21 protein-coding genes and 1 riboswitch are annotated in these 20,526 nt (G+C 45.0%); of the genes, 14 read left to right on the top strand and 7 right to left on the bottom strand.

The genetic code is table 11. The features are described from left to right. Positions 1–27: 27 nt before the first annotated feature. Positions 28–1,467 (bottom strand): magnesium transporter CorA family protein, encoded by a 1,440-nt coding sequence (locus MH117_RS08000; protein WP_239328154.1) that lies wholly within the window; start codon positions 1,465–1,467, stop codon positions 28–30. Positions 1,468–1,766: 299 nt separating this feature from the next. Between MH117_RS08000 and MH117_RS07995 the strand changes: the two genes are divergently transcribed. From MH117_RS07995 to MH117_RS07975, 5 genes are all read left to right on the top strand, one after another. After that, positions 1,767–2,795 (top strand): serine hydrolase domain-containing protein, encoded by a 1,029-nt coding sequence (locus tag MH117_RS07995; protein ID WP_239328153.1) that lies wholly within the window; start codon positions 1,767–1,769, stop codon positions 2,793–2,795. Between the two features lie 244 nt (positions 2,796–3,039). Then, positions 3,040–3,492, top strand: coding sequence for a hypothetical protein (locus MH117_RS07990; protein WP_239328152.1), 453 nt, complete (start codon positions 3,040–3,042; stop codon positions 3,490–3,492). A 141-nt stretch (positions 3,493–3,633) separates the two neighbouring features. Beyond that, a complete protein-coding gene (locus MH117_RS07985; protein WP_239328151.1) occupies positions 3,634–4,014 on the top strand; it encodes a spore coat protein in 381 nt (126 codons plus the stop codon). Between the two features lie 26 nt (positions 4,015–4,040). Then, positions 4,041–4,520 (top strand): spore coat protein, encoded by a 480-nt coding sequence (locus MH117_RS07980; protein WP_239328150.1) that lies wholly within the window; start codon positions 4,041–4,043, stop codon positions 4,518–4,520. 42 nt (positions 4,521–4,562) lie between these two features. Next, complete coding sequence (locus MH117_RS07975) at positions 4,563–4,799, top strand: hypothetical protein (RefSeq protein ID WP_239328149.1); 237 nt, start codon at positions 4,563–4,565, stop codon at positions 4,797–4,799. 261 nt (positions 4,800–5,060) lie between these two features. On the opposite strand, the gene MH117_RS07970 is transcribed toward MH117_RS07975, so the two are convergent. The 4 genes from MH117_RS07970 to gcvT form a co-directional block, all read right to left on the bottom strand. Further along, a complete protein-coding gene (locus MH117_RS07970) occupies positions 5,061–5,384 on the bottom strand; it encodes a hypothetical protein (protein WP_239328148.1) in 324 nt (107 codons plus the stop codon). A gap of 191 nt (positions 5,385–5,575) precedes the next feature. Then, positions 5,576–7,084, bottom strand: a complete 1,509-nt coding sequence (gcvPB, locus tag MH117_RS07965; protein WP_239328147.1) for an aminomethyl-transferring glycine dehydrogenase subunit GcvPB — start codon at positions 7,082–7,084, stop codon at positions 5,576–5,578. Then, positions 7,081–8,442, bottom strand: a complete 1,362-nt coding sequence (gene gcvPA / locus MH117_RS07960; protein WP_239328146.1) for an aminomethyl-transferring glycine dehydrogenase subunit GcvPA — start codon at positions 8,440–8,442, stop codon at positions 7,081–7,083. The genes gcvPB and gcvPA overlap by 4 nt, the downstream gene beginning before the upstream one ends. A gap of 79 nt (positions 8,443–8,521) precedes the next feature. Then, positions 8,522–9,628, bottom strand: a complete 1,107-nt coding sequence (gene gcvT / locus MH117_RS07955; protein WP_239328145.1) for a glycine cleavage system aminomethyltransferase GcvT — start codon at positions 9,626–9,628, stop codon at positions 8,522–8,524. A gap of 252 nt (positions 9,629–9,880) precedes the next feature. Then, positions 9,881–9,983: riboswitch (glycine riboswitch) on the bottom strand. Positions 9,984–10,281: 298 nt separating this feature from the next. Between gcvT and gcvH the strand changes: the two genes are divergently transcribed. The 3 genes from gcvH (at position 10,282) to MH117_RS07940 (ending at position 13,344) form a co-directional block, all read left to right on the top strand. After that, positions 10,282–10,671, top strand: a complete 390-nt coding sequence (gene gcvH, locus MH117_RS07950) for a glycine cleavage system protein GcvH (RefSeq protein ID WP_239328144.1) — start codon at positions 10,282–10,284, stop codon at positions 10,669–10,671. Between the two features lie 454 nt (positions 10,672–11,125). Next, complete coding sequence (locus MH117_RS07945; protein WP_239328143.1) at positions 11,126–12,976, top strand: sigma-70 family RNA polymerase sigma factor; 1,851 nt, start codon at positions 11,126–11,128, stop codon at positions 12,974–12,976. A 5-nt stretch (positions 12,977–12,981) separates the two neighbouring features. Continuing rightward, positions 12,982–13,344, top strand: coding sequence for a VOC family protein (locus MH117_RS07940; protein ID WP_239328142.1), 363 nt, complete (start codon positions 12,982–12,984; stop codon positions 13,342–13,344). A gap of 106 nt (positions 13,345–13,450) precedes the next feature. Here the strand turns inward: MH117_RS07940 and MH117_RS07935 are convergent, their stop codons facing one another. Together MH117_RS07935 and MH117_RS07930 are read right to left on the bottom strand one after the other, a co-directional pair. Further along, on the bottom strand, positions 13,451–14,875 hold the full coding sequence (locus tag MH117_RS07935) for a sensor histidine kinase (protein ID WP_239328141.1): 1,425 nt from the start codon (positions 14,873–14,875) through the stop codon (positions 13,451–13,453). Continuing rightward, entirely contained in the window at positions 14,872–15,603 is a 732-nt protein-coding gene (locus tag MH117_RS07930) for a response regulator transcription factor (protein ID WP_239328140.1), read from the bottom strand. The genes MH117_RS07935 and MH117_RS07930 overlap by 4 nt, the downstream gene beginning before the upstream one ends. A gap of 318 nt (positions 15,604–15,921) precedes the next feature. Between MH117_RS07930 and MH117_RS07925 the strand changes: the two genes are divergently transcribed. The 6 genes from MH117_RS07925 to MH117_RS07900 all read left to right on the top strand — a co-directional run bounded on the left by MH117_RS07925 (position 15,922) and on the right by MH117_RS07900 (position 20,339). Beyond that, positions 15,922–16,632, top strand: coding sequence for a DsbA family protein (locus MH117_RS07925; protein ID WP_239328139.1), 711 nt, complete (start codon positions 15,922–15,924; stop codon positions 16,630–16,632). 93 nt (positions 16,633–16,725) lie between these two features. Beyond that, complete coding sequence (locus MH117_RS07920; RefSeq protein WP_239328138.1) at positions 16,726–17,001, top strand: hypothetical protein; 276 nt, start codon at positions 16,726–16,728, stop codon at positions 16,999–17,001. A gap of 198 nt (positions 17,002–17,199) precedes the next feature. After that, positions 17,200–17,739 carry a histidine phosphatase family protein gene (locus MH117_RS07915; RefSeq protein ID WP_239328137.1) on the top strand — a complete coding sequence of 180 codons (540 nt, stop codon included), beginning with the start codon at positions 17,200–17,202 and terminating at the stop codon, positions 17,737–17,739. A 181-nt stretch (positions 17,740–17,920) separates the two neighbouring features. Continuing rightward, a complete protein-coding gene (locus tag MH117_RS07910) occupies positions 17,921–18,436 on the top strand; it encodes a DinB family protein (RefSeq protein ID WP_239328136.1) in 516 nt (171 codons plus the stop codon). 223 nt (positions 18,437–18,659) lie between these two features. After that, positions 18,660–19,307: a 3'-5' exonuclease gene (locus MH117_RS07905; RefSeq protein ID WP_239328135.1), complete on the top strand. Its 648-nt coding sequence runs from the start codon at positions 18,660–18,662 to the stop codon at positions 19,305–19,307. Positions 19,308–19,637: 330 nt separating this feature from the next. After that, the gene (locus MH117_RS07900) at positions 19,638–20,339 is read left to right on the top strand and encodes a DUF1361 domain-containing protein (protein ID WP_239328683.1); all 702 of its coding nucleotides are present in this window, start codon (positions 19,638–19,640) and stop codon (positions 20,337–20,339) included. Positions 20,340–20,526 lie beyond the last annotated feature (187 nt).

The following is a 20,526-nucleotide window of genomic DNA, read 5'->3' as shown; positions in this document are numbered from 1 at the left end:
AGCAAAGAGGCGGTAACCTAATAGGGGTTACTGCCTCTTTTTGCGTCGGAAATACTCTTTGCTTATACTCGTCAGTGTTGTAATAGCAAGTACGATACTGACGCTTATGCCAGTAAAGGTAACCGCAAGTGCCAAATATTCAAACAAGGAATAATGCAGTGCCTTTGTCCAGTCAATCGGAGCCTTTAGGTCCTCAATCACTTGATTCATGCCATAGATGCCGCTAATAACGGTAAATATGGTCAGGACCGTCAGAATGTAGTCAGAACGCTTGCTGGTGGCGTTGGACTGATAGTCGTACAAAGCGGACAGTGTCAGCTTTACATCTTTGAGCAGTTCATCGTTGCCATGCAGACGACGCAGCAGATGAAAGATATCGTGAAGCTGGGACTCTGCTACCATCTCGCGATAATAGAAGCGAGAGGAGAACAGCGTAATGCCGCGTATCAGGTCTTCTACGCGCTCGCGATTGCGGTCTAGCCGCAGTCTTCCGTAGTGATTCGATAACTTTAATAGTACGATCTTGTGGAATAAGTTTAGCAAAAATGCATAATAGTAGCTGCCGAACATTTTACTTGCCAATGATTTAACAACGGCATTGGTTTCATTGGTGACACAGCTAAATACATGTTCGTCTGCAATGTGGTAGGTGCTAGGGGCCCATCGGTCATACACACGCTGATGCACATAATTAGCAATATAGTCTGCGTTGCTTGAGCCAATATAAGGCTGCCCTTTTGAATCAAGGCCATTCAGCCGCACGGCACGGAACAAGTCGGCATTTGTCACCGTTTCATCTGCATCAAGTCCATAAAGCGCAATCGTAAACATTCGTTCGTTAATAAAAAAGGGTAGGTTTGCAAATACATTATCATCATTCTCTTCTTGATCCATCCAGTCGAACAGTCCAGGGAAAAGCTCATCGTTGCAGAAAGAAACAATTTCCCTGTGGACGGCATGTTCAGTCTTTACATAAGTGACCTCGTCTTCTGGCTCTAAATTTTCCAGCGTACGGAATCGCTTGGCAAATTCGAGCCCTTGACTGTAGGAGACATCCTGCTCCAGTTCGGTTCTAATGGTTAACATCCCGATCTCATAGGGGCACAAAATGACGTCAACAGAATGGATTCGAAACGGGATAATAGTATCCGGCATATAAAATTCACAATCTAAATCTATCTTCTTGGAGTAACGTTGAAAGCTGAGCGATTCATTCGCCTTGATCGGAAACAAAAACTGATTTGTGAAAGGCAAAAACATATGCTCCATTTCCCGGTGGGAAACTTGATAGTGGGAACCGTAATATTCATGTTCCAGCTCTGTATTTGTTAATTGGAACGGACAGAAGCCTTTAAGCTGCAGATCGTGCTTCATCTCGGCATATGCCGCTTTCCGAATAGAGAACGGAAATATAAACTGGTGCAAGACAGTGCTAGCTGTTTTCTCTTTAAGCGATATTTGCTGCATGGATTGGCCTCCAACTTGTTCCGGTCTGTATTGCATAGTCTATTTTAAACCAAAGACAGCTATAAATAACATAGGGCGTCGGTGATCTGTTTGAAAACATGATAACATTTGCCAAATAACCATTTGATGGTGTTAAATATGAATGTATAATCAATAATACATAATACACGAGAGGTGTTTGAGAGGAATGATATGTTAGGGAAAGCAGATCTAGCCTCAATTGAATAGTTGCACAAGGTGATCCAATACACTTTACACTTTATTAGAATCATTAATCGAACACCGTGGAGGAATAGTGGATGAACGTATTTGAGCTAACAATGGAAATAGAGGGGAATCATGCTTCATTTGCGGGAAGTATTCTAGTACATGATGGTGAGCAAACTGTTCTTCAACAGGCGTATGGACTGGCTAATCGGAGCGAGCAAATGGCTAACCAAGTAGATACAAGATATGGAATGGCCTCTGGATGCAAAATATTTACGGCAGTTGCCATTTGTAAATTAGTGGAGCGTGGATTGCTAACATTTGAGACCCCGCTTCACACTTGTATGGACATATCGGGCACAAGCTGGAGCCAAGAAATTACGATCCATCATTTGCTAACGCACAGTTCCGGTGTGCCAGATTACTTTGATGAAGAATATATGACAGATTATAGTGAATTGTGGCAAACTACTCCGATGTATACGATCTTATCGCCGCGGGATATGCTGCCTTTGTTCCAAGACCAGCCAATGAAGTTTAACCCCGGGGAGCGCTTTTCTTATAATAATTCAGGTTATATTCTATTAGGTATTATTGTGGAAAATGTATCGGGTATGCCGTTTCATGCGTTTGTTACACAGCATGTGTTTGAAGCCTGTGGGATGAGAGATTCCGGTTACTATCGGTTGGACCAGCTTCCGGAGCGTACGGCGACAGGATATATGCTCGATAAAGAAGGAGCTTGGCGGACGAATATGTATTCTATTCCGATTATGAGCTTGCCTGACGGCGGTGCATTTACGACTACGGCGGATATGGATATCTTTTGGACGTCGTTAGTGAACAATCGTTTGCTTACTGAGGAGATCACACGTACGATGCTGACACCATTTGTGAAATCAAGCGAGTATGTAAGTTACGGGTACGGTGTATGGATCAACACCGTTGATAATGAAGTAATTAAATATTATGTGATGGGATGTGACCCTGGAGTAGGGCTGATATCTTCCTTATACATGAAAACGAAGGCACGGGTACATGTTCTAAGTAACCTTACAAATGGAGCAAGCAAGCTCGGTCATCGGATCAATGAACTTCTTTTTCAAGTGTCGAAGCGGTAATAGACAAACTTACTAGGGTTTTTCTGTTTGTATCAAATAGATATTTTTAGCTGAGCCTTGCAATGTGCAAGGCTTTTTATGTTGTTAGCACCGCCTATAATCTATGACAGTGATACCGAAACCTATTGGACTTCTTGTTCCAGATATTCTCACTCTCTATCTCACCCAGTCAAACTACCTTTCCAAAACATAGAATATGTCTGAGAAGATACAAAAATGATCGATGTAGGAGGATGAATGTCTGATGAGTGAAGATCAAAAAGATCAAAAACCAGCTTCGCTTCTGCTGCCAAACAGTGTATTGAATTTACTAATATCAGATTCGTTTCACCGTAATGGCATAACACCTGATGATCAACTCCCCATTGCAGATGGACATAAGACACAAATTAAAACCATGGTAGAAGATTTGTCTAAGCAGGTTCAACAGTATATGGAGTCGCAGAAAAAGTTGGAGGAACAGCAGAAGAAGGCTGAAATGAAACCAGAGTACGTTCAATTTATGAAAGAAGAACGAAGAAAAGCAGAACGGGCAGAAAAGCCGCAGCGGATAAAACCTGCCGAAATGAAGACTTCGAAGCCGCCGGTCAAGAAACCAGCCGCTTCTTCCAAGAAAGAGAGTGAAGAAAGAAAAAAACTTATTAAAAAGCAAAAGGAACAAAAAAGCGAGGAAAAAAAGAAACCGAAGAAAAAGTAACCTCATAAAAAGCGCCTTAGGGCGCTTTTTAAAATACTTCTCCCCATATATTAATAGAATGTGCGTTTTAATAGAGAATTCATCTATACCATTTGGTTGTTTATCGAATAGAAATAGAGTATCAAGGAGGAGGTGAAGTTCATGAGCAGAGGAGATGTTAACCAAGAGGCTGATCAAATCTCGAGCACATGGCAAGGCTCAGAAGAACTCATATTTATACAAGACTCCTGTGGTGTCACGGTGGAATCCACCGATACAAAGATTACAGCAACCTTACAAATAGCTTTGCAAGCTGCAATTGCAATCGTCGTCAATCTGACGATTGCGGATGGGGAGCGTGCGAAGGCGGTTACGCAAGAATTACTGCAAAAGGTACAAGTGAAACAACAGAGCTATCAAAGAACCATCATCAAACGCTCCGCTAATGTTAACGTTTCGACGACAAGCACAGATGTATCGTTAAATATACAGGCCTTGCTGCAAATCTTGTTGGCGTTGGTCATTAAGATTGATGTCTTGTAAAAATACTAAAGTGAGGTGTGAACCCTATGAGCTGCCAAGATAAACATGAGAAAAAACACAAAAAGTGCAACGATGATCACAAGAAACATTATCACTGGTCGGCACTGGAGCATTGCTGTCATCCATTGGATCATTCTACGGTTAACCAAGACGCAGATCAGATTATCGAAAATGTACAGGCATCCTATGAGGAAGTCATTATTAAGGATTCCTGTGATGTCAATGTGACAACAACGGATACGAAGATCGCAGCGTCCCTGCAGGCTTCCTTGCAAGCAGCATTAGTGGTTGTTATCAGCATTTCGATCGGTAGTTCGACTCGTGCAGAATCGATCGTGAACGATTTGCTGCAAAAAATCGATGTGAAGCAGACGAATCGTCAACGCGTCGTGATCCAAAATTCGAAAGGTGTTGTCGTATCCACTACGGATTCATTCGTTTCGGTCAACATTCAAGTACTCCTGCAAATCTTGCTTGCTCTGGTCATTCAAATTGATGTGCTGTAATACGTGAAGATGCTAATTTTACCGAAGGGAGGAGGGATTCCTTTGGAAAACATTAATAATATGGAAGACGTACTCGCTCAAATTAAGAAATTCAATGAACGTAAGATGGAATCATTGATGGCGCAGCTTAGAGAAGCAAGAGCACAACGTAAACTTGAGCGGCTGCAAGCACCAGATGAAGTATCTAAAGAAGTAGAAGCTCCAGCCTCTGCCTCATCCCCTTCTGATGTTACGATGGAAAAATGGGTGTCGCTGCTTCAAGAATTATCCAAAAAATAAGTGGTTGGATCATGAGGGTACCATCATTTCCCCTGCCGTTAAATACGGCAGGTATACATAGTATACGGTGAAGCGGTGCCAACTTGTGAGCACTGAAAAGGCACGAGCTAGCCCCAGGAGGCCCGAGGCTGCTCGGATGTGAGATTGCCGTGAGGTGGTATTTATAAGAGGACAGCAGCGATGGCTTTACGACCTTGTCTATGAGCTGAAACAACAATAGGAATTGGAGAATAAATCATTGGTTTGTAGGGTAAGACGGTGTTATTTTCTACGGCTGGAACGGTTTTTCCCCTTTGTTTTGTGTAATGGCTTGCTGGATGTTCTGGTTTTCTTCAGGGCCTGCTTTTGCTTGCTGTTAATATTGATACCATCGTCACCATATCCACCAAATCCGTCGTTAAAATTGTTCTCAACACGACGATGACACTCATGGATGTGTCTAGGTACGGGGACACAATGAATACGTTCTACGATCTCAATCGGGTGAATGATGGGGATAATTTGGGGGACGAAACGATCCTGAAAGATTACCGTTGGGCGGCAATGAATCGGATCAATTGGACGGCACTCACGATGACCAGACATGCAAACAACTCCTTTCAGTGATAGTTCATTATATTAAAGCCCATTATGAAAGGGATGTTCCTTTGTCCTCGTTCTATTTGTATTGATAAAAAATGGGTGCTCATGTTAAAAAGCCTGCTTGTACGGTATTAGCCGATACAAGCAGGCGAGGGCTGCGATTGCAGCCCTAATTGACTGACAAAAATGAGTTGTTAACTACACGCACAGTTCAGTACGGGCTTACGTGCTGCTTGTGTCTCGTCTAGACGACGGACTTGGGTAGAGTAAGGTGCATTTAATAACAGCTCCGGATTCTCCTTTGCTTCTTGTGCAATCTGTATCATTGTATCAATGAAAGAATCCAGTGTTTCCTTACTTTCAGTCTCGGTCGGTTCAATCATCATACATTCCTCTACATTAAGCGGGAAGTAGATGGTAGGCGGGTGGAAACCAAAGTCCAGCAATCGTTTGGCTACATCCAGCGTGCGGACGCCGTATTGCTTAAGCGCACGTCCAGACATGACGAATTCGTGTTTGCATACTTGGTCATATGGAAGTTCAAAGTATGGTGCAAGGCGGCGCATCATGTAATTGGCGTTCAGGACGGCACATTCAGATACAGTGCGAAGCCCCTCAGGTCCGTAAGTACGCATATAGGTATATGCGCGCACAAGTATGCCGAAGTTGCCGTAATAAGCTTTGACACGTCCAATCGATGAAGGACGATCATAGTCCAGATAGTAGGTGCCGTCTGCACGTACTGCGACAATCGGCTTCGGCAGGAATGGAATCAGCTTGCTCTTCACGCCGACAGGGCCTGCACCTGGACCACCGCCACCGTGTGGCGTGCTCATTGTCTTGTGCAAGTTCAAGTGAACGACATCAAAGCCCATGTCGCCGGGACGGGTGATTCCCATAATGGCATTAGAGTTAGCTCCATCATAATAGAGTAATCCGCCAGCCTTATGCACGATTTCGGCAATTTCGACAATGTGTTCTTCGAATAAGCCGAGTGTGCTTGGGTTCGTCAGCATAAGTGCAGCTGTGTCTGGACCAACTGCAGCTCGCAAGGCATCAAGATCGACCATTCCTTGTTCGTTGGACTTGATTGTTATCGTCTCTAACCCTGCGACAGTCGCACTTGCTGGATTCGTGCCGTGTGAAGAGTCAGGCACGATAACTTTAGTACGCATTTCGCCGCGGCTTTCATGATAGGCACGGATCATCATCAGCCCAGTCCATTCACCATGAGCACCTGCAGCTGGCTGTAGCGTCACTTGATCCATTCCCGTTAATGCTCCGAGATCCTGCTGCAGCGTATACATCATCTCCAACGCGCCTTGCAGGCTGGATTCTGGCTGATACGGGTGGATTTTGGCAAAGCCATTAAAGCGTGCCGTGTCTTCGTTTATCTTAGGGTTATATTTCATCGTACACGAACCAAGCGGATAGAAGCCATTGTCAATCCCAAAGTTGCGGCGGGATAACTCTGTATAATGGCGAATGACATCAACTTCATATACCTCTGGAAGTTCGGCCGGTTGACTGCGTAAAAAGTTAGCAGGAATCAGACTCCCCACATCTTCAATAGGTACATCGCAAGCGGAATGGGAATAAGCGACACGCCCTGGTCGGCTTAGCTCGAAGATTAGCTTTTTATCCTGCTGGATAGGGGCTTGCGCTCGAGATTGAGCTTCGGGTTGTGTGTGTTGGTCCGTCATACGAGCACCTCCTTGAGCTGCGCCTTAAAGGCGTCGATTTCTTCCTTCGTACGTCGTTCAGTTACGGCAAGCAGCAGATGTCCAGATAGTTCTGGATACGCCTGACCGAGATCATAGCCGCCGATGTAACCTTTAGCAATCAGCTTCTCGTTAATGGCTGTTATCGATGCTCCGTCAGGAAGCTTAACTACAAATTCATTAAAGAATGGGGCATAGAAGGCAAGCTGCAGGCTGTCGTCTTGTTCATATTGCTTGGCTGCGTAATGCGCTTTCTGAACGTTAAGTTGTGCGACTTCTTGCAGGCCTGCTTTGCCCATGGTGGACAAGTATACAGATGCACATAAAGCAAGCAGCGCCTGATTCGAGCATATGTTGGACGTTGCTTTCTCACGACGGATATGCTGCTCTCGTGCTTGCAAGGTCAGTACAAAGCCACGCTTACCATCGAGGTCTACGGTCTGTCCAACGATACGTCCAGGCATACGGCGCATGAGCGCTTCCGATACAGCGAAGAATCCGCATGTCGGTCCGCCAAGTGAAGCGGATATGCCAAATGGCTGTGCGTCTCCAACGACAACGTCAGCACCGAGCTTGGCTGGTGTTTCCAATAATCCCAGTGAGAGCGGATTGGTGCTCATCACGAGCAAACCTTTATGGGCATGTACAATGTCACTTATGGTTCTCACATCTTCAATGGCACCAAAGAAGTTAGGGGACTGAACGACAACCGCAGCTGTCTGATCCGATACAAGTTCCTTAAGCTTGTTGAGGTCCGTAGTGCCCTCGTTATAATCAACCTCAACGACGTCCAGATCAAGTCCTTTTGCGGTCGTGTATACAATTTCACGTGCTTCAGGATGAACGGTTCGAGAGATCACGATTTGCTTGCGCTTTGTATGTGCACTGGCGAGTGCGCTTGCTTCACCGAGCGCGGTTGCCCCGTCATACATGCTTGCATTGGCAACGGCCATCCCAGTTAGTTCACATATAAAGGACTGAAATTCGAATATTGCTTGCAGCTCGCCTTGGCTGATCTCTGGCTGATACGGTGTATAGGCGGTATAAAATTCCGAGCGAGAAATGACATGATTGATAACCACTGGCACATGGTGATCGTAGATGCCTGCTCCAAGAAAGCTGACATACTGTTCGAAGTCGGCGTTGCGCTCAGCAAGCTGTTTCATATGCTTCAAGAGCGCCGGCTCATCCAGCGCTTCTGACATCGGCAGCGTACCTTGGTAACGAACAGCTTCGGGAATATCGTGGAACAGCTCCTCCACGGAGGAAATGCCAATAACCTTCATCATCTCGGCTTGATCCTGTTCCGTCATCGGAATGTAACGATGCTTCTGCTTCATCTTGTAGTTCTCTCCTTCGGTCAGGATGGATTAGTCAACAGATGCTTGCTGTATGAAGTATGAAATGAACATAGTGTCATTATGCTTGATTACGTTTGTAAAATGGCGCTTTGATTACTTGGGCTTTCAACTGCTTTCCGCGTATTTCCACGTACACTTCGGTTCCGAGGTCCGCGTATTTGGTATCGATGAGAGCTAAAGCAAGATTACGCTTGAGTGTTGGTGATTGTGTACCTGTTGTTACTTCGCCGATCTGCTCGCCATCAGCGTATACGGGGTAGTGCGAACGGGCGATGCCTTTATCAATCATTTCCAATCCGATAAGCTTGCGCTTAAGGCCAGCTTGCTTTTGCTGCTGAAGGGCATCACTTCCGATAAATGGCCCGCTGTCCAGCTTAACAAACATGCCAAGTGAGGCTTCAAGCGGCGATATATCCTGTGAGAGCTCTTGCCCGTACAGTGGAAGTCTCGCTTCGAAGCGCAGGGTGTCACGCGCGCCAAGTCCTGCTGGCACGAGTCCGTGAGGCTCCCCAGCAGCCATAATGATGTCCCACAGCTTAGGTGCATCTACGGATGCAGCATATAACTCAAAGCCGTCCTCTCCAGTGTATCCCGTACGGGATACGAGTGCAGTCAGACCTTGAATATCTACGCGCTCCTTAAAGTGAAAAGGCTTCAATTCTGCCACAGGTGTGTCTGTAAGTGAACTTAGAATGGCTACGGCATTTGGTCCTTGCAGCGCAATCAATGCAGTCTCGTCGGATACATTACGGAGGCTAACGCCACTATCGGGTAAATGCTGCTCCAGCCATTCGAAATCCTTGTCGATATTAGAGGCATTAACGACTAACATATAACGACCCTCGGCAACACGATAGACAAGCAGATCGTCTACGACGCCGCCGTGTGGGTAGCAGAGCAAAGAATATTGTGCTTGACCATCAACTATGCGGGTAACGTCATTTGTGGTCATTCCTTGAATAAATGCTTCAGCATGAGGGCCTTCAATCCAAAATTCACCCATATGCGACACATCAAACAAGCCGGCTTGTTGACGAACGGCATCATGTTCTTTTTGAATACCGGAAAATTGAACAGGAAGTTCCCAGCCACCGAAGTCAATGCAACGGGCGCCAAGATAGTTGGCATATTGCGGAAATAAGGGGGTTCGCTTCAATTCTGTCATGTCATCACCTCGTATTATCTGTTTGACCAGCAACACATGCAAAAAAGGACAGGCAAAAGAAACGCAGGCTTAATAAATCAGCCTTCATATCTTCCGCTCTGTCCTTTGTACCTGAGAGTGTCCTCATAGCTTAGAAGCGATCGCGTTACTCGGGGTGAACGCTTACATCATTCTTTATGAGTTTCCCCTTGGGTGACCTTGTCACAAGTACAAGCCGTTGGCTCGCGACTGGCAAGATTCTCTCCAGAGGTGCGTCCGGTAAAAGTCCTTTTGCCTGAGAGATTCACCTTCATGGCTTACTCCTTCGGCGTTACGCGCTAGATTGCTAAGCCGTAATCTCTCCCTTTACCTTCATCCGCTGTTTTTAATTGTTATATCTACATTATTACTTGAACATTCCTGACATTGTCAATCCATTTATTCAATTTTGACGAAAAAGATAAGAGTATTGACAGGCACTATCCAACTGCACTACCCTAGAGGTAACTCGGGGACGCCTGCATAGGCGTTAATAATAAATGGAACATATAAGCAATTTGTTTGCACACGCAGAATCAGTCAGTTGTCTGTATGTTTAAAGTAGTGTATTCATTCCTTTATATATTCTTTATGGTCATTTTGTTATGATTACGCAAAGAAGAGAGGGTTCTATGATGAGCGAAATTAAGAACAACCTGCTGTACAGTGAGGAACATGAGTGGGCACTGGTTATTGATGAGCGCACAGTGCGCATCGGCATTACAGATCATGCACAGCATCAACTGGGCGACATCGTTTTTATTGAGTTTCCTGAGGTAGGTACAGCGTTGTCTGCTGGCGACAGTATGGGTTCCATTGAATCGGTAAAGACGGTGTCTGAATTGTATACACCGGTTACAGGTAAAGTGGCAAAAGTTAATACAGGGCTTGAAGATGCGCCCGAGCAAGTAAATACAGAACCTTATGAGGGTGGCTGGATTGTTGAGATCGAAGTTGAAGGCAGTATGGAAGACGCCTTAAAACAGCTGCTTTCTCCTGAACGTTACGCAGCTATTACAGAATAAGGGTACTATAATACGAGTGTTACATATTTCGAGTCTGTACATCTGTGAATACGGGGATTATCGTATACCTACAAGTTTATACTTTATTATATGAACGATAGGGACTGATGCTCTCTACTACCATTGCCCTGCACTTTTTCTGCAGGGCAATGGCAGTAGAACTCAGTCCTTTTTGGCGTTGAGCCGTGTGTCAGATTCGCGGGCTCTATGTATGCCTCTTACTAGTGCTGCGCGGGTTGCGTATGCTTACACTACAATCCGTGCAGACTCAAACTTCTAATTAGACTGCACTTGTTGAGTGACATGGACAACAACTTTTGAAACAATAAATAAAAATAATGCTTGAAATGGTAAGACATGCTCCTTTTCTGGCATCAGTCTCTATAGAAGCGGATAATCATGGCAAGAACAACAAAGATTTTGTAACTTGCAGCAGAGGAAATGAGGTTGGATGATGGTGATGACAACAGGCGAATTGTTCCGTCAGAGCGCAGCTGCGCAATCTATTGATACGACAGCGGCAGCGGAAATTTCCACAGTTCATGACACAGAGGAGGAGAAGCAAACGCGTGAAGAGTCAGAGCTTGTGAGGCTGGCTCAGCTTGGGGATCGCAGTGCATTTGGCGAACTCGTGCGCAGACATCGGCAAGAGGCATTTCGTTGGGCGAGGCAGATAACCAAGCAGGATGCGCTGGCGGAAGATATCGTACAAGATGCTTTATTAAAAGCATTCTTGCATGTGGGATCGGTAACGGATGCAAGCCGATTTGTACCTTGGCTCCATCGTATTGTTCGCAACCAAGCCTACACGAAGCTGCGCCGTGGCGGTCCATATGCCAAAGAAACGCCTGTTTCATATGATGAAGCGCCTCCTCATAACTTTGGGGTGGACTGTGCCAATGTAGAGAGCATTGCCAGACACGTGGCCTCGAGACAAGCAGGCACTTTAGCGAGTACTTCGGGCTCTACCGCCAGTGAGAGTAGAGGTAATGAGACACTGGAGAAAGTGATGCGCGGCGAAACAGCCGTTTTTATGGTGCAGATGCTGCAGCATCTAAAGCCCAAAGAACGACGCATCTTTGAGGCTCATTTCTTTGAGCAGCTGGCGCCTGCCGAGATCGCCGAACTGCTGCAAGTATCAACGGGTGTTATCTACACGTCTATCCATCGATCCAAAGCTAAGCTTCAGCAGCAAGTTATTCGTTCAACGCTCCGCTTCATGATACACGAGAGGAAGGAGCATGGCCTGATGAAACGCAAAGTGCTGGATGCGGAACGTTATAAGCAATTGTTCCGCAGGGCAAATGGCAAGCCATGTGCATGGTCATCAGCAGGATTGGCGATGTATGGAATGTTATCAAGTGCAGAACCGGAGCGGAACATCTCTTTGCATGAAGTCATGGGCTTGAGCTCGTTGCCATTCCGTCTGCAAGTTAAGGAGGGCACCGTAGATATTGCTGGCCCGACAGCTTACGATTGGCAGTATGTCTTTCGGCAAGGGATGCAGCGCTGTGGGGCTGAGATTCGTGTTGTTGGCACCGATTGCTTTCAAGCCCCGACTGCAGACCAGTTGAGTGATGCCCTTCGTCTTATTACGGAGAGCGTTGATAAGGGAGTTCCGGTTATGGTGTGGGATATGCACGTATCTGAATTTGGTCTGATTTATGGCTACGATGACAAACAACAGGTTGTGTATGCGATTGATCCGCTTGGGGATGGACCAATTTCTTATGAACAGTTGGGCCGTAGACAATTGGGAGAGCTGTTTGTAGCAGCTTATCGCTACCAGCAAAAGCTTAGGCCCGTAGATACATTCCGCATGACTTTACAGGATGCTGTACGGCATCTTCGCGGGGAAGATTGGCACATTTTACATTTTACCCATGGGCTTGAAGCATACACGGCGTGGGTTCATGCGCTGCGCAGCGGTACGGCTGATGTTTTAGGGAACGCCTATCAAGCAGCAACGGCGGCTGATGATCGCAGCTACGCTGCGCAATTTTTTTCGAGCTGGGTAACATACTTCAAATCGAAGCAGCAGCAATCCACAAGCGAGAAGATACAGTACGAGGCGTGGATGAATGATGCCGCGTGTTTGCAACAACTGTATGATCGAGCCGGTCAAGCACTCCTCAAAGTTGCGAAACGGTTCCCTTTCCCAACTGGGGGAAACCCGCGTGATCCAATAGCAGTTGACTATGCGGTCGCGGATCTAACAGAGGCTCAAGATGCGGAGCGGGAAGCGGCAGCAGTGATGCAGGAACTTATTTATAAAATGGAACGCTCTTTAGAGACGAAAGGATGATGAAAATGTTTAAATCCATACATTGTGCAGCTTTATATACAGAGGACATTGAGAAGTCAAAAGCATTTTACGGCAAGTTGGGCGTTCAGCCTGCCTGGGAAGTGAAACGACCGCTAGGAGGTGGGCAAGAGTGGACGCTCACCGGTCTGAAATTTCCTGATGGCGGGGCGCAACTGGTTCTGCAAAATAATCCGCAGCTAAAAGAGATCGATATTGAAGTTCAAGTAGAGAGTGTCAGTTTGGTGTATCAGCTCTTAAGCCAAGATCCTGAAGTAAAATGGATTCAGCCCCCTTTTCAAGTAGAAGACGGAAATGTTGCTGTTATGCAAGCGCCTGATGGGAATGTGTTGGTGCTAGTAGGCCCTTAATAGGATAAATGTGCTTTGCCAGTCATAATAAATAATTACAAACGCTGCCCCGTCTACCTATCAATAGAAGTGGACGGGGCTATTGACTGTCTGGCTAATGCTGTTTCTAATGCCCTGTGGCGATTGTAACAAGATCAGATGGCTGTGACCGTGGAAGCATAACAATAAATGTAGTTCCTTGTTCTATTAAGCTCTCTGCTCGTAATGTGCCTCCATGAAGTGCTGTGAGCTTAGCGGCGATGGCAAGGCCGAGTCCAGAGCCGCCATGTTCGCGTGAACGTGACTTTTCCACGCGGTAGAAGCGTTCAAATATGTAGGGCAACTCCGCTTCTGGAATACCTTGACCGGTGTCCCTAATATGGATTTGAACTTGCGCCTCGGAGGGGAGAATAGATACATGAATGCTGCCCTGCTTCGTGTACCGAATGGCGTTGTCGAGTAAATTTAACAACAATTGTTCCAGTCGTACCGGGTCGCCCCATACGAATAATGGCGGGTCCCCAGCTTCGACTTCAAGATTAAGCCCTTTCTCAGTCGCGAGGCGTAATACTTTTTCTACGGCATACGCCGTAATTAAACGAATATCAACGTGCTCCAATTTCATGCTGATCTGACCTTCTTCCATTTTGGACAAATCAAACAGATCGTGGATGATTCGATCCAATCTTCTGGCCTCTGAGCCGATAATTGCCAAGTATCGCTTCTTTTCCTCCTCACTTTCGTATAATTCCTCCTCGATCACCTGCGCGTATCCTTCTAAATAAGTTATCGGTGTCTTTAATTCATGCGAAATATTAGCGATAAATTCATTGCGTGAATCCCGATAATGCTTTAATTCAACAGCCAGCTCATTAATAGAACGTGCGAGCACACCAATCTCATCGTCGGAATGAACCGGAACGCGCGTATTCAGCTTGCCTGCCGCAATATGTCGTGTTGCGCTTGCCATCTGGAGCAGGGGCTTGGACATTTTCCGTGACAACAAATAGGTGAATCCAATGGCAATGACAATCAAGCCAAGCGTAGACAGCAACAGAACTTGTCGAACTTCTGCAATAAATTCCTCCACTGTTTGCAAGGAGCTCGCCACAATAACGGCTCCGCGAAAGCGATCCTCAATCATCATAGGCAGTCCTGCCACGATGTAATTTTCTTTGTTTAAACGCATCTCTGTGTCGAGTGGGTGACCCTGGCGCAACTGTTCCAAGTTCGCTGCTGTCAAAAAGGTAAAGCCGATCCCATGATGATGCTTGCTCTTGGCCGCAAGCTTACCCTCTGGATCAAGGACAAACACATGAACCTGCGTAAACTCTGCCATAGTTGATATGGCATCCAAATTAATATTGTCACCTGCGCTCATCATCGTAATAAGGTGTATAGCCAGTTCATTTGTTTTCCGATGCTCTTGCTGGACATTATAGCTCGTTAAAATACGTTCTGTGATCAAACTCATCGGGACAATGATGATAAGAAACAACGACATGATCGTAAATCCGATCTTAACATCAATTCGTTTCCACGGTCTGTTCATATCGGAGTACCTTTTAGATTGAATTTGTAGCCGACGCCCCATACCGTCTGAATTGGATCATAGCCAAGCCCGGCGCGATCCGATTTATCGCGAATGTTCTTGACATGATTATCAACGGAGCGGCTGTCTCCAACAAAGTCGATAGACCAGAGCTTGTCTAGGATGAGATCGCGCGAATAAGCCCGCTGCGGGCTTGCCGCGAGCAGATGCAGTAGTTCAAATTCTTTTGGCGTAAAGTCAATAAGGGTGCCGTTGATACTAACTTCATGACTATCCACATTAATTTCCAAGTTAGGAAATCGTATTTGCAGCTGCTCTTCTTTGCTTTCTGCCATGTTGAACTGATGCGTACGCCTAAGCAAAGCCCCAATACGCGCGATGAGCTCGGCCGGAATAAAGGGCTTAACCAGATAATCATCTGCTCCGTGGTTAAAGCCGCTGACAAGATCCTGCGTATCGCTGCGTGCAGTCAGCATTAATATGGGAATGTTCATCGTTTCGCGGATCGTGGAGCATACTTCCCAGCCGTCTATGCCGGGCATCATAATATCAAGGATAATGAGATCGTACTTCTCTTCACGGAGCAGTCGAAGTGCTTCTTCACCGCTTGCCGTTTCCGTTATCCCATATCCGTGACGTTTCAGATGAATCCGTAATAAATTGCGCATGTTAGCCTCATCATCAACGACAAGGATACGATATTGTGCAGGAGTCTCAGCAAACCTCATTAGGAATTCCCCCAGTATTAAAAAAGTACGTAAGTGCATTGTACCTTGAATAAACCATTTTCGAAAATTGGAGCTCGAATAGAAAGTTAGTCATTTCTCCCTGCTGATGATATCAGATAAATGTATGGAATATGTGTACGGGGCCCTTTTGAGCGATTTGTCATATATTCGGGTTATTTGTCACTGATGGCACTGCTTATTTAGGCAGGTACATGTGAAAAAGAGCATACCGAAACGCTGCGACAATTCGATATAATGGCTTATCCAACATCGATCCTATACATACGAAGACTATAACAAGACAGGGGTTGTCATAAAATGAAAAGAAACCGCGTGTTTTTCATTACGCTGGCTGCGGCAGTGATCTTGGTGGGTGTGTTTATACTAGGCATGACTTCATGGGAGAAGAAAAAAACGGATGACCAACAGGTGGCAACTGCAACGCTAGCTTTGGATACAGTTACTGCACAAATGAATCTATCGCAACAGCCTGTAAAGGGAGACCGAAAAGCTTCAGTCCAAATCGTAGAATTTGGTGACTACAAATGTCCGTCTTGCAAAGTATGGACGGATACGATATATCCGCTGCTTGAGCGTGACTATGTGAAGACAGGGAAAGCTGCATTTTATTATATGAATGACCCTTTTCTAGCTCCTGACTCCACATTAGCGGCGTTAGCGGGAGAGTACCTCCACAAGCAGGATGAAGGTTTGTTCTGGCGCTATCATGAATTAATGAATGAGAAGCAAGGTGCTAAAAAAGAGGCATGGGCCAACGAAACATTTCTCATTCAATTAATGGAGGAGCATTTTCCAGAAGTAGATCAAAGTGATTTCCAAAGCAAGCTTCAAGCCAAGGAATTCGAATCTATGGTAAATGCGGATATTGAAGTGGCACGCAAGTTTGAAGTAGGCGGTACACCAACTATATTTATAAATGGGAAGATGGCGCCAGATGGGGATTATGAGTCTTTAAAAGCCATGATTGAAGCGGAGCTTCAGGCGACAACTAACAAATCTACTAACTGATGGCCAAAATATCAAGTGAAACGTAGCTATTAGATGGATTACATCAATTCTACACAATTTGAAGATATACTGGAGCCAGAGGAGGAGATCAACATGAAAAAACGTCGTTGGATATTTACAGCTAGTTTGGTGCTCACCTTGGCGCTAGGTACAGGTGCTTATGCCGCTTCGGCATGGATGAACAAGGATATGACAAGCAAGACAGATCGAATGTCTTATATGAGAGAGATGCATCCTGAGATGACGGAGAAACAGATTGATCAAATGGAAAAGAACTGCCATGGAAAATCAGATCGCAATCGTCAAGTTCATGACGGTTCAATGATGAGAGATCGAAATGATATGTCACATATGATGGGCCAAATGTAAGATTGATGAGCAGCACAAAAAATAGGCTGTGTCAGACCGTTGATGGAAGGGGGAAGCACTCTTTCAACAACGGTTTTTTACGTATATTATGAAAAGAAAATGAGGTTTGCTCTAGTTGTCCAATATAATATAATCATAGAAATGAAAGGAGCATTAACGAGGTAAGTTAGCTCACACGCTGTAAACAGGAGGATCACAATGAAAATTGGCTTAATGAGGCACTTTAAAGTGGATTGGACGCCTGCTAACCATTGGATGACAGCAGATGAATTCGACCAATGGATAGTAGACTATAACCATTCGAACATTATTCCCGATCAGACTCAGGTAATGGATACGGATTGGAATATATGTTTATCAAGTGACCTGATACGTCCACGAGACACGGCAAATATCGTATATTCAGGTGATATTCAATGTCTGAACCTTTTAAGAGAAATTGACATAGCTCCAATTCTGCGATTGCGAGTGCGGCTTCATACTAATATATGGCTAGCGTTAGGCCGGATTGCGTGGTACTTTGCACACCGTTCTCAGCTGGAATCGAGAGTTCAAGTTACTGCACGTGCGCAGCACGTAATCGATCTAATAGAGTCGTATCAAGTAGACAACGTATTGGTCGTCAGCCATGGGATGTTTATTAAAGTATTAAATAAACAGCTGCGGGTGCGGGGCTATGAAGGACCATCCGTTAATGTCCCTCGTAATGGGGACTTGTATACGTACGAGAAATTGTAAGGAGCTGCTTATTACAATCATCACAGGGATTTAATGTAAAGAAGCTGAGGATGATGTATACTATATCCAAAGCTTTACTCAACCTCATATGGCAAGTGTTGACGCTGAACGTGAATAGGTCTTCATTCAGAAATAATACGACAAGTCATTTTAGAAGCTTGTGAACTGGAGGAAACAAGGGATGCCAGAACGACCATTAATTGGAGAGTATGATATTTATTATGAGAAGTACATAGGTTTAGTCTCTGAAGGGAACGTAATTGAGCGTCTAAAGGAGCAGATCCTAGTCAGTGTTAATCTGTTGGATACGCTAACGGAAACCCAGGCAAATCATAAGTACGCTCCAGATAAATGGAGTATAAAGCAAGTGTTTGGCCATCTTGCTGATACGGAGCGTATTATGAGCTACCGCTTGCTTCGCATCGCTCGGGGAGATGCCACGCCGCTGGCAGGTTATGATGATGAGGCGTATGTGAAAAGCGCATCTTTTGCAACCCATTCCATCCAACAGCTTCAAGCGGATTATCTCGCAGTTCGTCATGCTACGATCTCATTGTGTAATGGGATGGAAGAATCAGCTTGGCTAAGGGAAGGTATTGCTAATAGCAGCAGAGTAACCGCCCGCGCGCTTGCTTATATCATAGCAGGGCATGAAATCCATCATCTTAATATCATTCAAGAGCGGTACTTAAAGTAATCCAGTATTGGAATCATTTACTCACGCTATTCATCCTAAGGCAGTCAGAATCAATTTAAGCGTTGTTTTGAATCTGCCTTAGTTCGTAATAGATAGAATGGCCTTATCCTCGTAGTTGACGTTCACCGTCGATGACCAGCGTCATTGTAAGCGTGGTCGCGTCATAAACTAGGCAGAGGCCGATTAAATCTAAGTTGAGGTGAGTTCAATGGAGATCAATTACGTGTCGGATCAAGATTATCATGTATCGGGGTTAATGATTCACAATATTCAAGCACAAAGGTTCTGCGTATTTGATGTTGAAGCAACAGGGCTTAACCACGAAACAGAACATATTATTCAGATCGGCGCGGTCATCATTGAGCATCAGCAGATTCAACAAGCCAAAGTATTTAAGACCAATATTAAGTCCCCGAAGCCGATTCCAGCCGCAATTGAACGATTTACTGGCATCTATAATGCAGATATCGAAGATGCTCCCCCCTTACAAGTTATTTACAAAGATTTTGTTGAATTTACAAAAGATAGTATTCTAGTCACACACGCCGGTTACGAATTCGACCTCCCCTTATTACATCAGGAATGTTCTAGAAATCGCTTACAAATGCTCGATTCACCATGTCTGGACATTAAAGCACTATTTTCATATCTTCATCCGGAAATTTCGGATATTTTGTTTATGGATTATTTAATTCAATACTATAACGTCGCTGATACTAATATTAGAAGGCATGATGCGCTTGGAGACAGCGTGTTGACAGGGCGTATATTGTTGAAAATGTTGGATGAAATGGCCGAGCGTAATATTGAGCATGTTCAGTTCGCACAACCAGTGACTGTGAAAAGGTATCAAGTGAAGCCTTTATTGTAGATGAATTTTTTAGTGAGTGAGGACGATATGCCTAGATTGATCTACATGAAGAGTTTATGCCAACTTATAGGGGCCGCCTCATTTGATCCTGATAGGTATCGCGCTGACGGTGGCCCTCTTACATCTAATGTATTTAAATCAATATCCCAATATCGATTTCTATAATTGTTGACATACATGATGGGCATTGTAGTTTCCATGATCATAGGGGATGCAGTGCATTGATACGCCATCTTTAAAGAAAGAAAATGGAGGAAGTTGGCATGAACTGATGATGGATGTCTTTGTATACATTTCTACGTAGGAATGGAGGGTACTCGTTTGCTGCGGATGAAGCATGTGCAAAGCAGACTGGCAATACTCGGTATTTTATGTGCGTTCTCGCTAGCTTGTTTGTTCTTGGCAAGTTATATAAGACAGTATACAGGACGCAACGTGTATACCTTTTTACATTGGGATATATTTTTGGCATGGGTCCCTGTTTTCTGTGTACTGCTGATTGAACTCGTATATTGGGGCAAGTGGACAAGTCATAGGATCAGAGTCTTAATCATGTCGCTGTTAGGTCTGGTATGGTTGGCTTTTTATCCCAATTCAGCTTACTTGATTACGGACATGCTCCATCCCTTTGTGCATTATAAGCCTGCGGCAGGGATCCGGTTTACGCATGACATCGAATTTTGGCATCATCTGCTTGTCTTTGTTTCCGCAGCTTGGATAGGCTTAACGCTTGGGATCTATTCCCTCTACATCCTGCACTCGTTAGTGGCCCGATCGTTCGGCTGGATTACGGGCTGGTCGTTTGCTATCGTCGTGTTGGCTCTGAGCAGTGTGGGCATCTATATTGGCAGGTTTGTGCGCTGGAACAGTTGGGACCTGCTCACCAAGCCGGGTATTCGGATACAAGAGTTGTACCATATGCTCTTTGATCCCGTTCGTTTATATCACCTCAGCTCTTTTTCGCTCCTTATTTTCGGCATTACCATTTTAAGTTACGGGTGTGTGTACTGTTTTACATTTATCCGCAAGTAATAGGGTTACAGGGCCGCTAAATTAGCGGTTTTTTGCTGTAAATGGAAATTAGATATGGAGGAACTATGAGGAACTTGGACGGGAGTGTTACACGAATGATCATGAAGTTATATAATAATGGAATGGAAATAGAAAGATTTATGAGAAATATGGACAACTCGTACGTCTGATGGGTTGTTCAATGTTT

Source organism: Paenibacillus sp. ACRRX, from assembly GCF_022346885.1.
GTDB lineage: Bacteria > Bacillota > Bacilli > Paenibacillales > Paenibacillaceae > Paenibacillus_B.
The sequence above is the reverse complement of the archived record's forward strand: the minus strand, read 5'-3'. Positions and strand labels throughout refer to the sequence as shown.

What these genes read in the sequence shown, in the direction of transcription:
- MH117_RS08000 (WP_239328154.1), bottom strand. Translation starts at nt 1,467, where the DNA reads ATGCAGCAAATATCGCTTAAAGAGAAAACAGCTAGCACTGTCTTGCAC.
- MH117_RS07995 (WP_239328153.1), top strand. Translation starts at nt 1,767, where the DNA reads ATGAACGTATTTGAGCTAACAATGGAAATAGAGGGGAATCATGCTTCA.
- MH117_RS07990 (WP_239328152.1), top strand. Translation starts at nt 3,040, where the DNA reads ATGAGTGAAGATCAAAAAGATCAAAAACCAGCTTCGCTTCTGCTGCCA.
- MH117_RS07985 (WP_239328151.1), top strand. Translation starts at nt 3,634, where the DNA reads ATGAGCAGAGGAGATGTTAACCAAGAGGCTGATCAAATCTCGAGCACA.
- MH117_RS07980 (WP_239328150.1), top strand. Translation starts at nt 4,041, where the DNA reads ATGAGCTGCCAAGATAAACATGAGAAAAAACACAAAAAGTGCAACGAT.
- MH117_RS07970 (WP_239328148.1), bottom strand. Translation starts at nt 5,384, where the DNA reads ATGTCTGGTCATCGTGAGTGCCGTCCAATTGATCCGATTCATTGCCGC.
- gcvPB (WP_239328147.1), bottom strand. Translation starts at nt 7,084, where the DNA reads ATGACGGACCAACACACACAACCCGAAGCTCAATCTCGAGCGCAAGCC.
- gcvPA (WP_239328146.1), bottom strand. Translation starts at nt 8,442, where the DNA reads ATGAAGCAGAAGCATCGTTACATTCCGATGACGGAACAGGATCAAGCC.
- gcvT (WP_239328145.1), bottom strand. Translation starts at nt 9,628, where the DNA reads ATGACAGAATTGAAGCGAACCCCCTTATTTCCGCAATATGCCAACTAT.
- gcvH (WP_239328144.1), top strand. Translation starts at nt 10,282, where the DNA reads ATGAGCGAAATTAAGAACAACCTGCTGTACAGTGAGGAACATGAGTGG.
- MH117_RS07945 (WP_239328143.1), top strand. Translation starts at nt 11,126, where the DNA reads ATGGTGATGACAACAGGCGAATTGTTCCGTCAGAGCGCAGCTGCGCAA.
- MH117_RS07940 (WP_239328142.1), top strand. Translation starts at nt 12,982, where the DNA reads ATGTTTAAATCCATACATTGTGCAGCTTTATATACAGAGGACATTGAG.
- MH117_RS07935 (WP_239328141.1), bottom strand. Translation starts at nt 14,875, where the DNA reads ATGAACAGACCGTGGAAACGAATTGATGTTAAGATCGGATTTACGATC.
- MH117_RS07930 (WP_239328140.1), bottom strand. Translation starts at nt 15,603, where the DNA reads ATGAGGTTTGCTGAGACTCCTGCACAATATCGTATCCTTGTCGTTGAT.
- MH117_RS07925 (WP_239328139.1), top strand. Translation starts at nt 15,922, where the DNA reads ATGAAAAGAAACCGCGTGTTTTTCATTACGCTGGCTGCGGCAGTGATC.
- MH117_RS07920 (WP_239328138.1), top strand. Translation starts at nt 16,726, where the DNA reads ATGAAAAAACGTCGTTGGATATTTACAGCTAGTTTGGTGCTCACCTTG.
- MH117_RS07915 (WP_239328137.1), top strand. Translation starts at nt 17,200, where the DNA reads ATGAAAATTGGCTTAATGAGGCACTTTAAAGTGGATTGGACGCCTGCT.
- MH117_RS07910 (WP_239328136.1), top strand. Translation starts at nt 17,921, where the DNA reads ATGCCAGAACGACCATTAATTGGAGAGTATGATATTTATTATGAGAAG.
- MH117_RS07900 (WP_239328683.1), top strand. Translation starts at nt 19,638, where the DNA reads ATGAAGCATGTGCAAAGCAGACTGGCAATACTCGGTATTTTATGTGCG.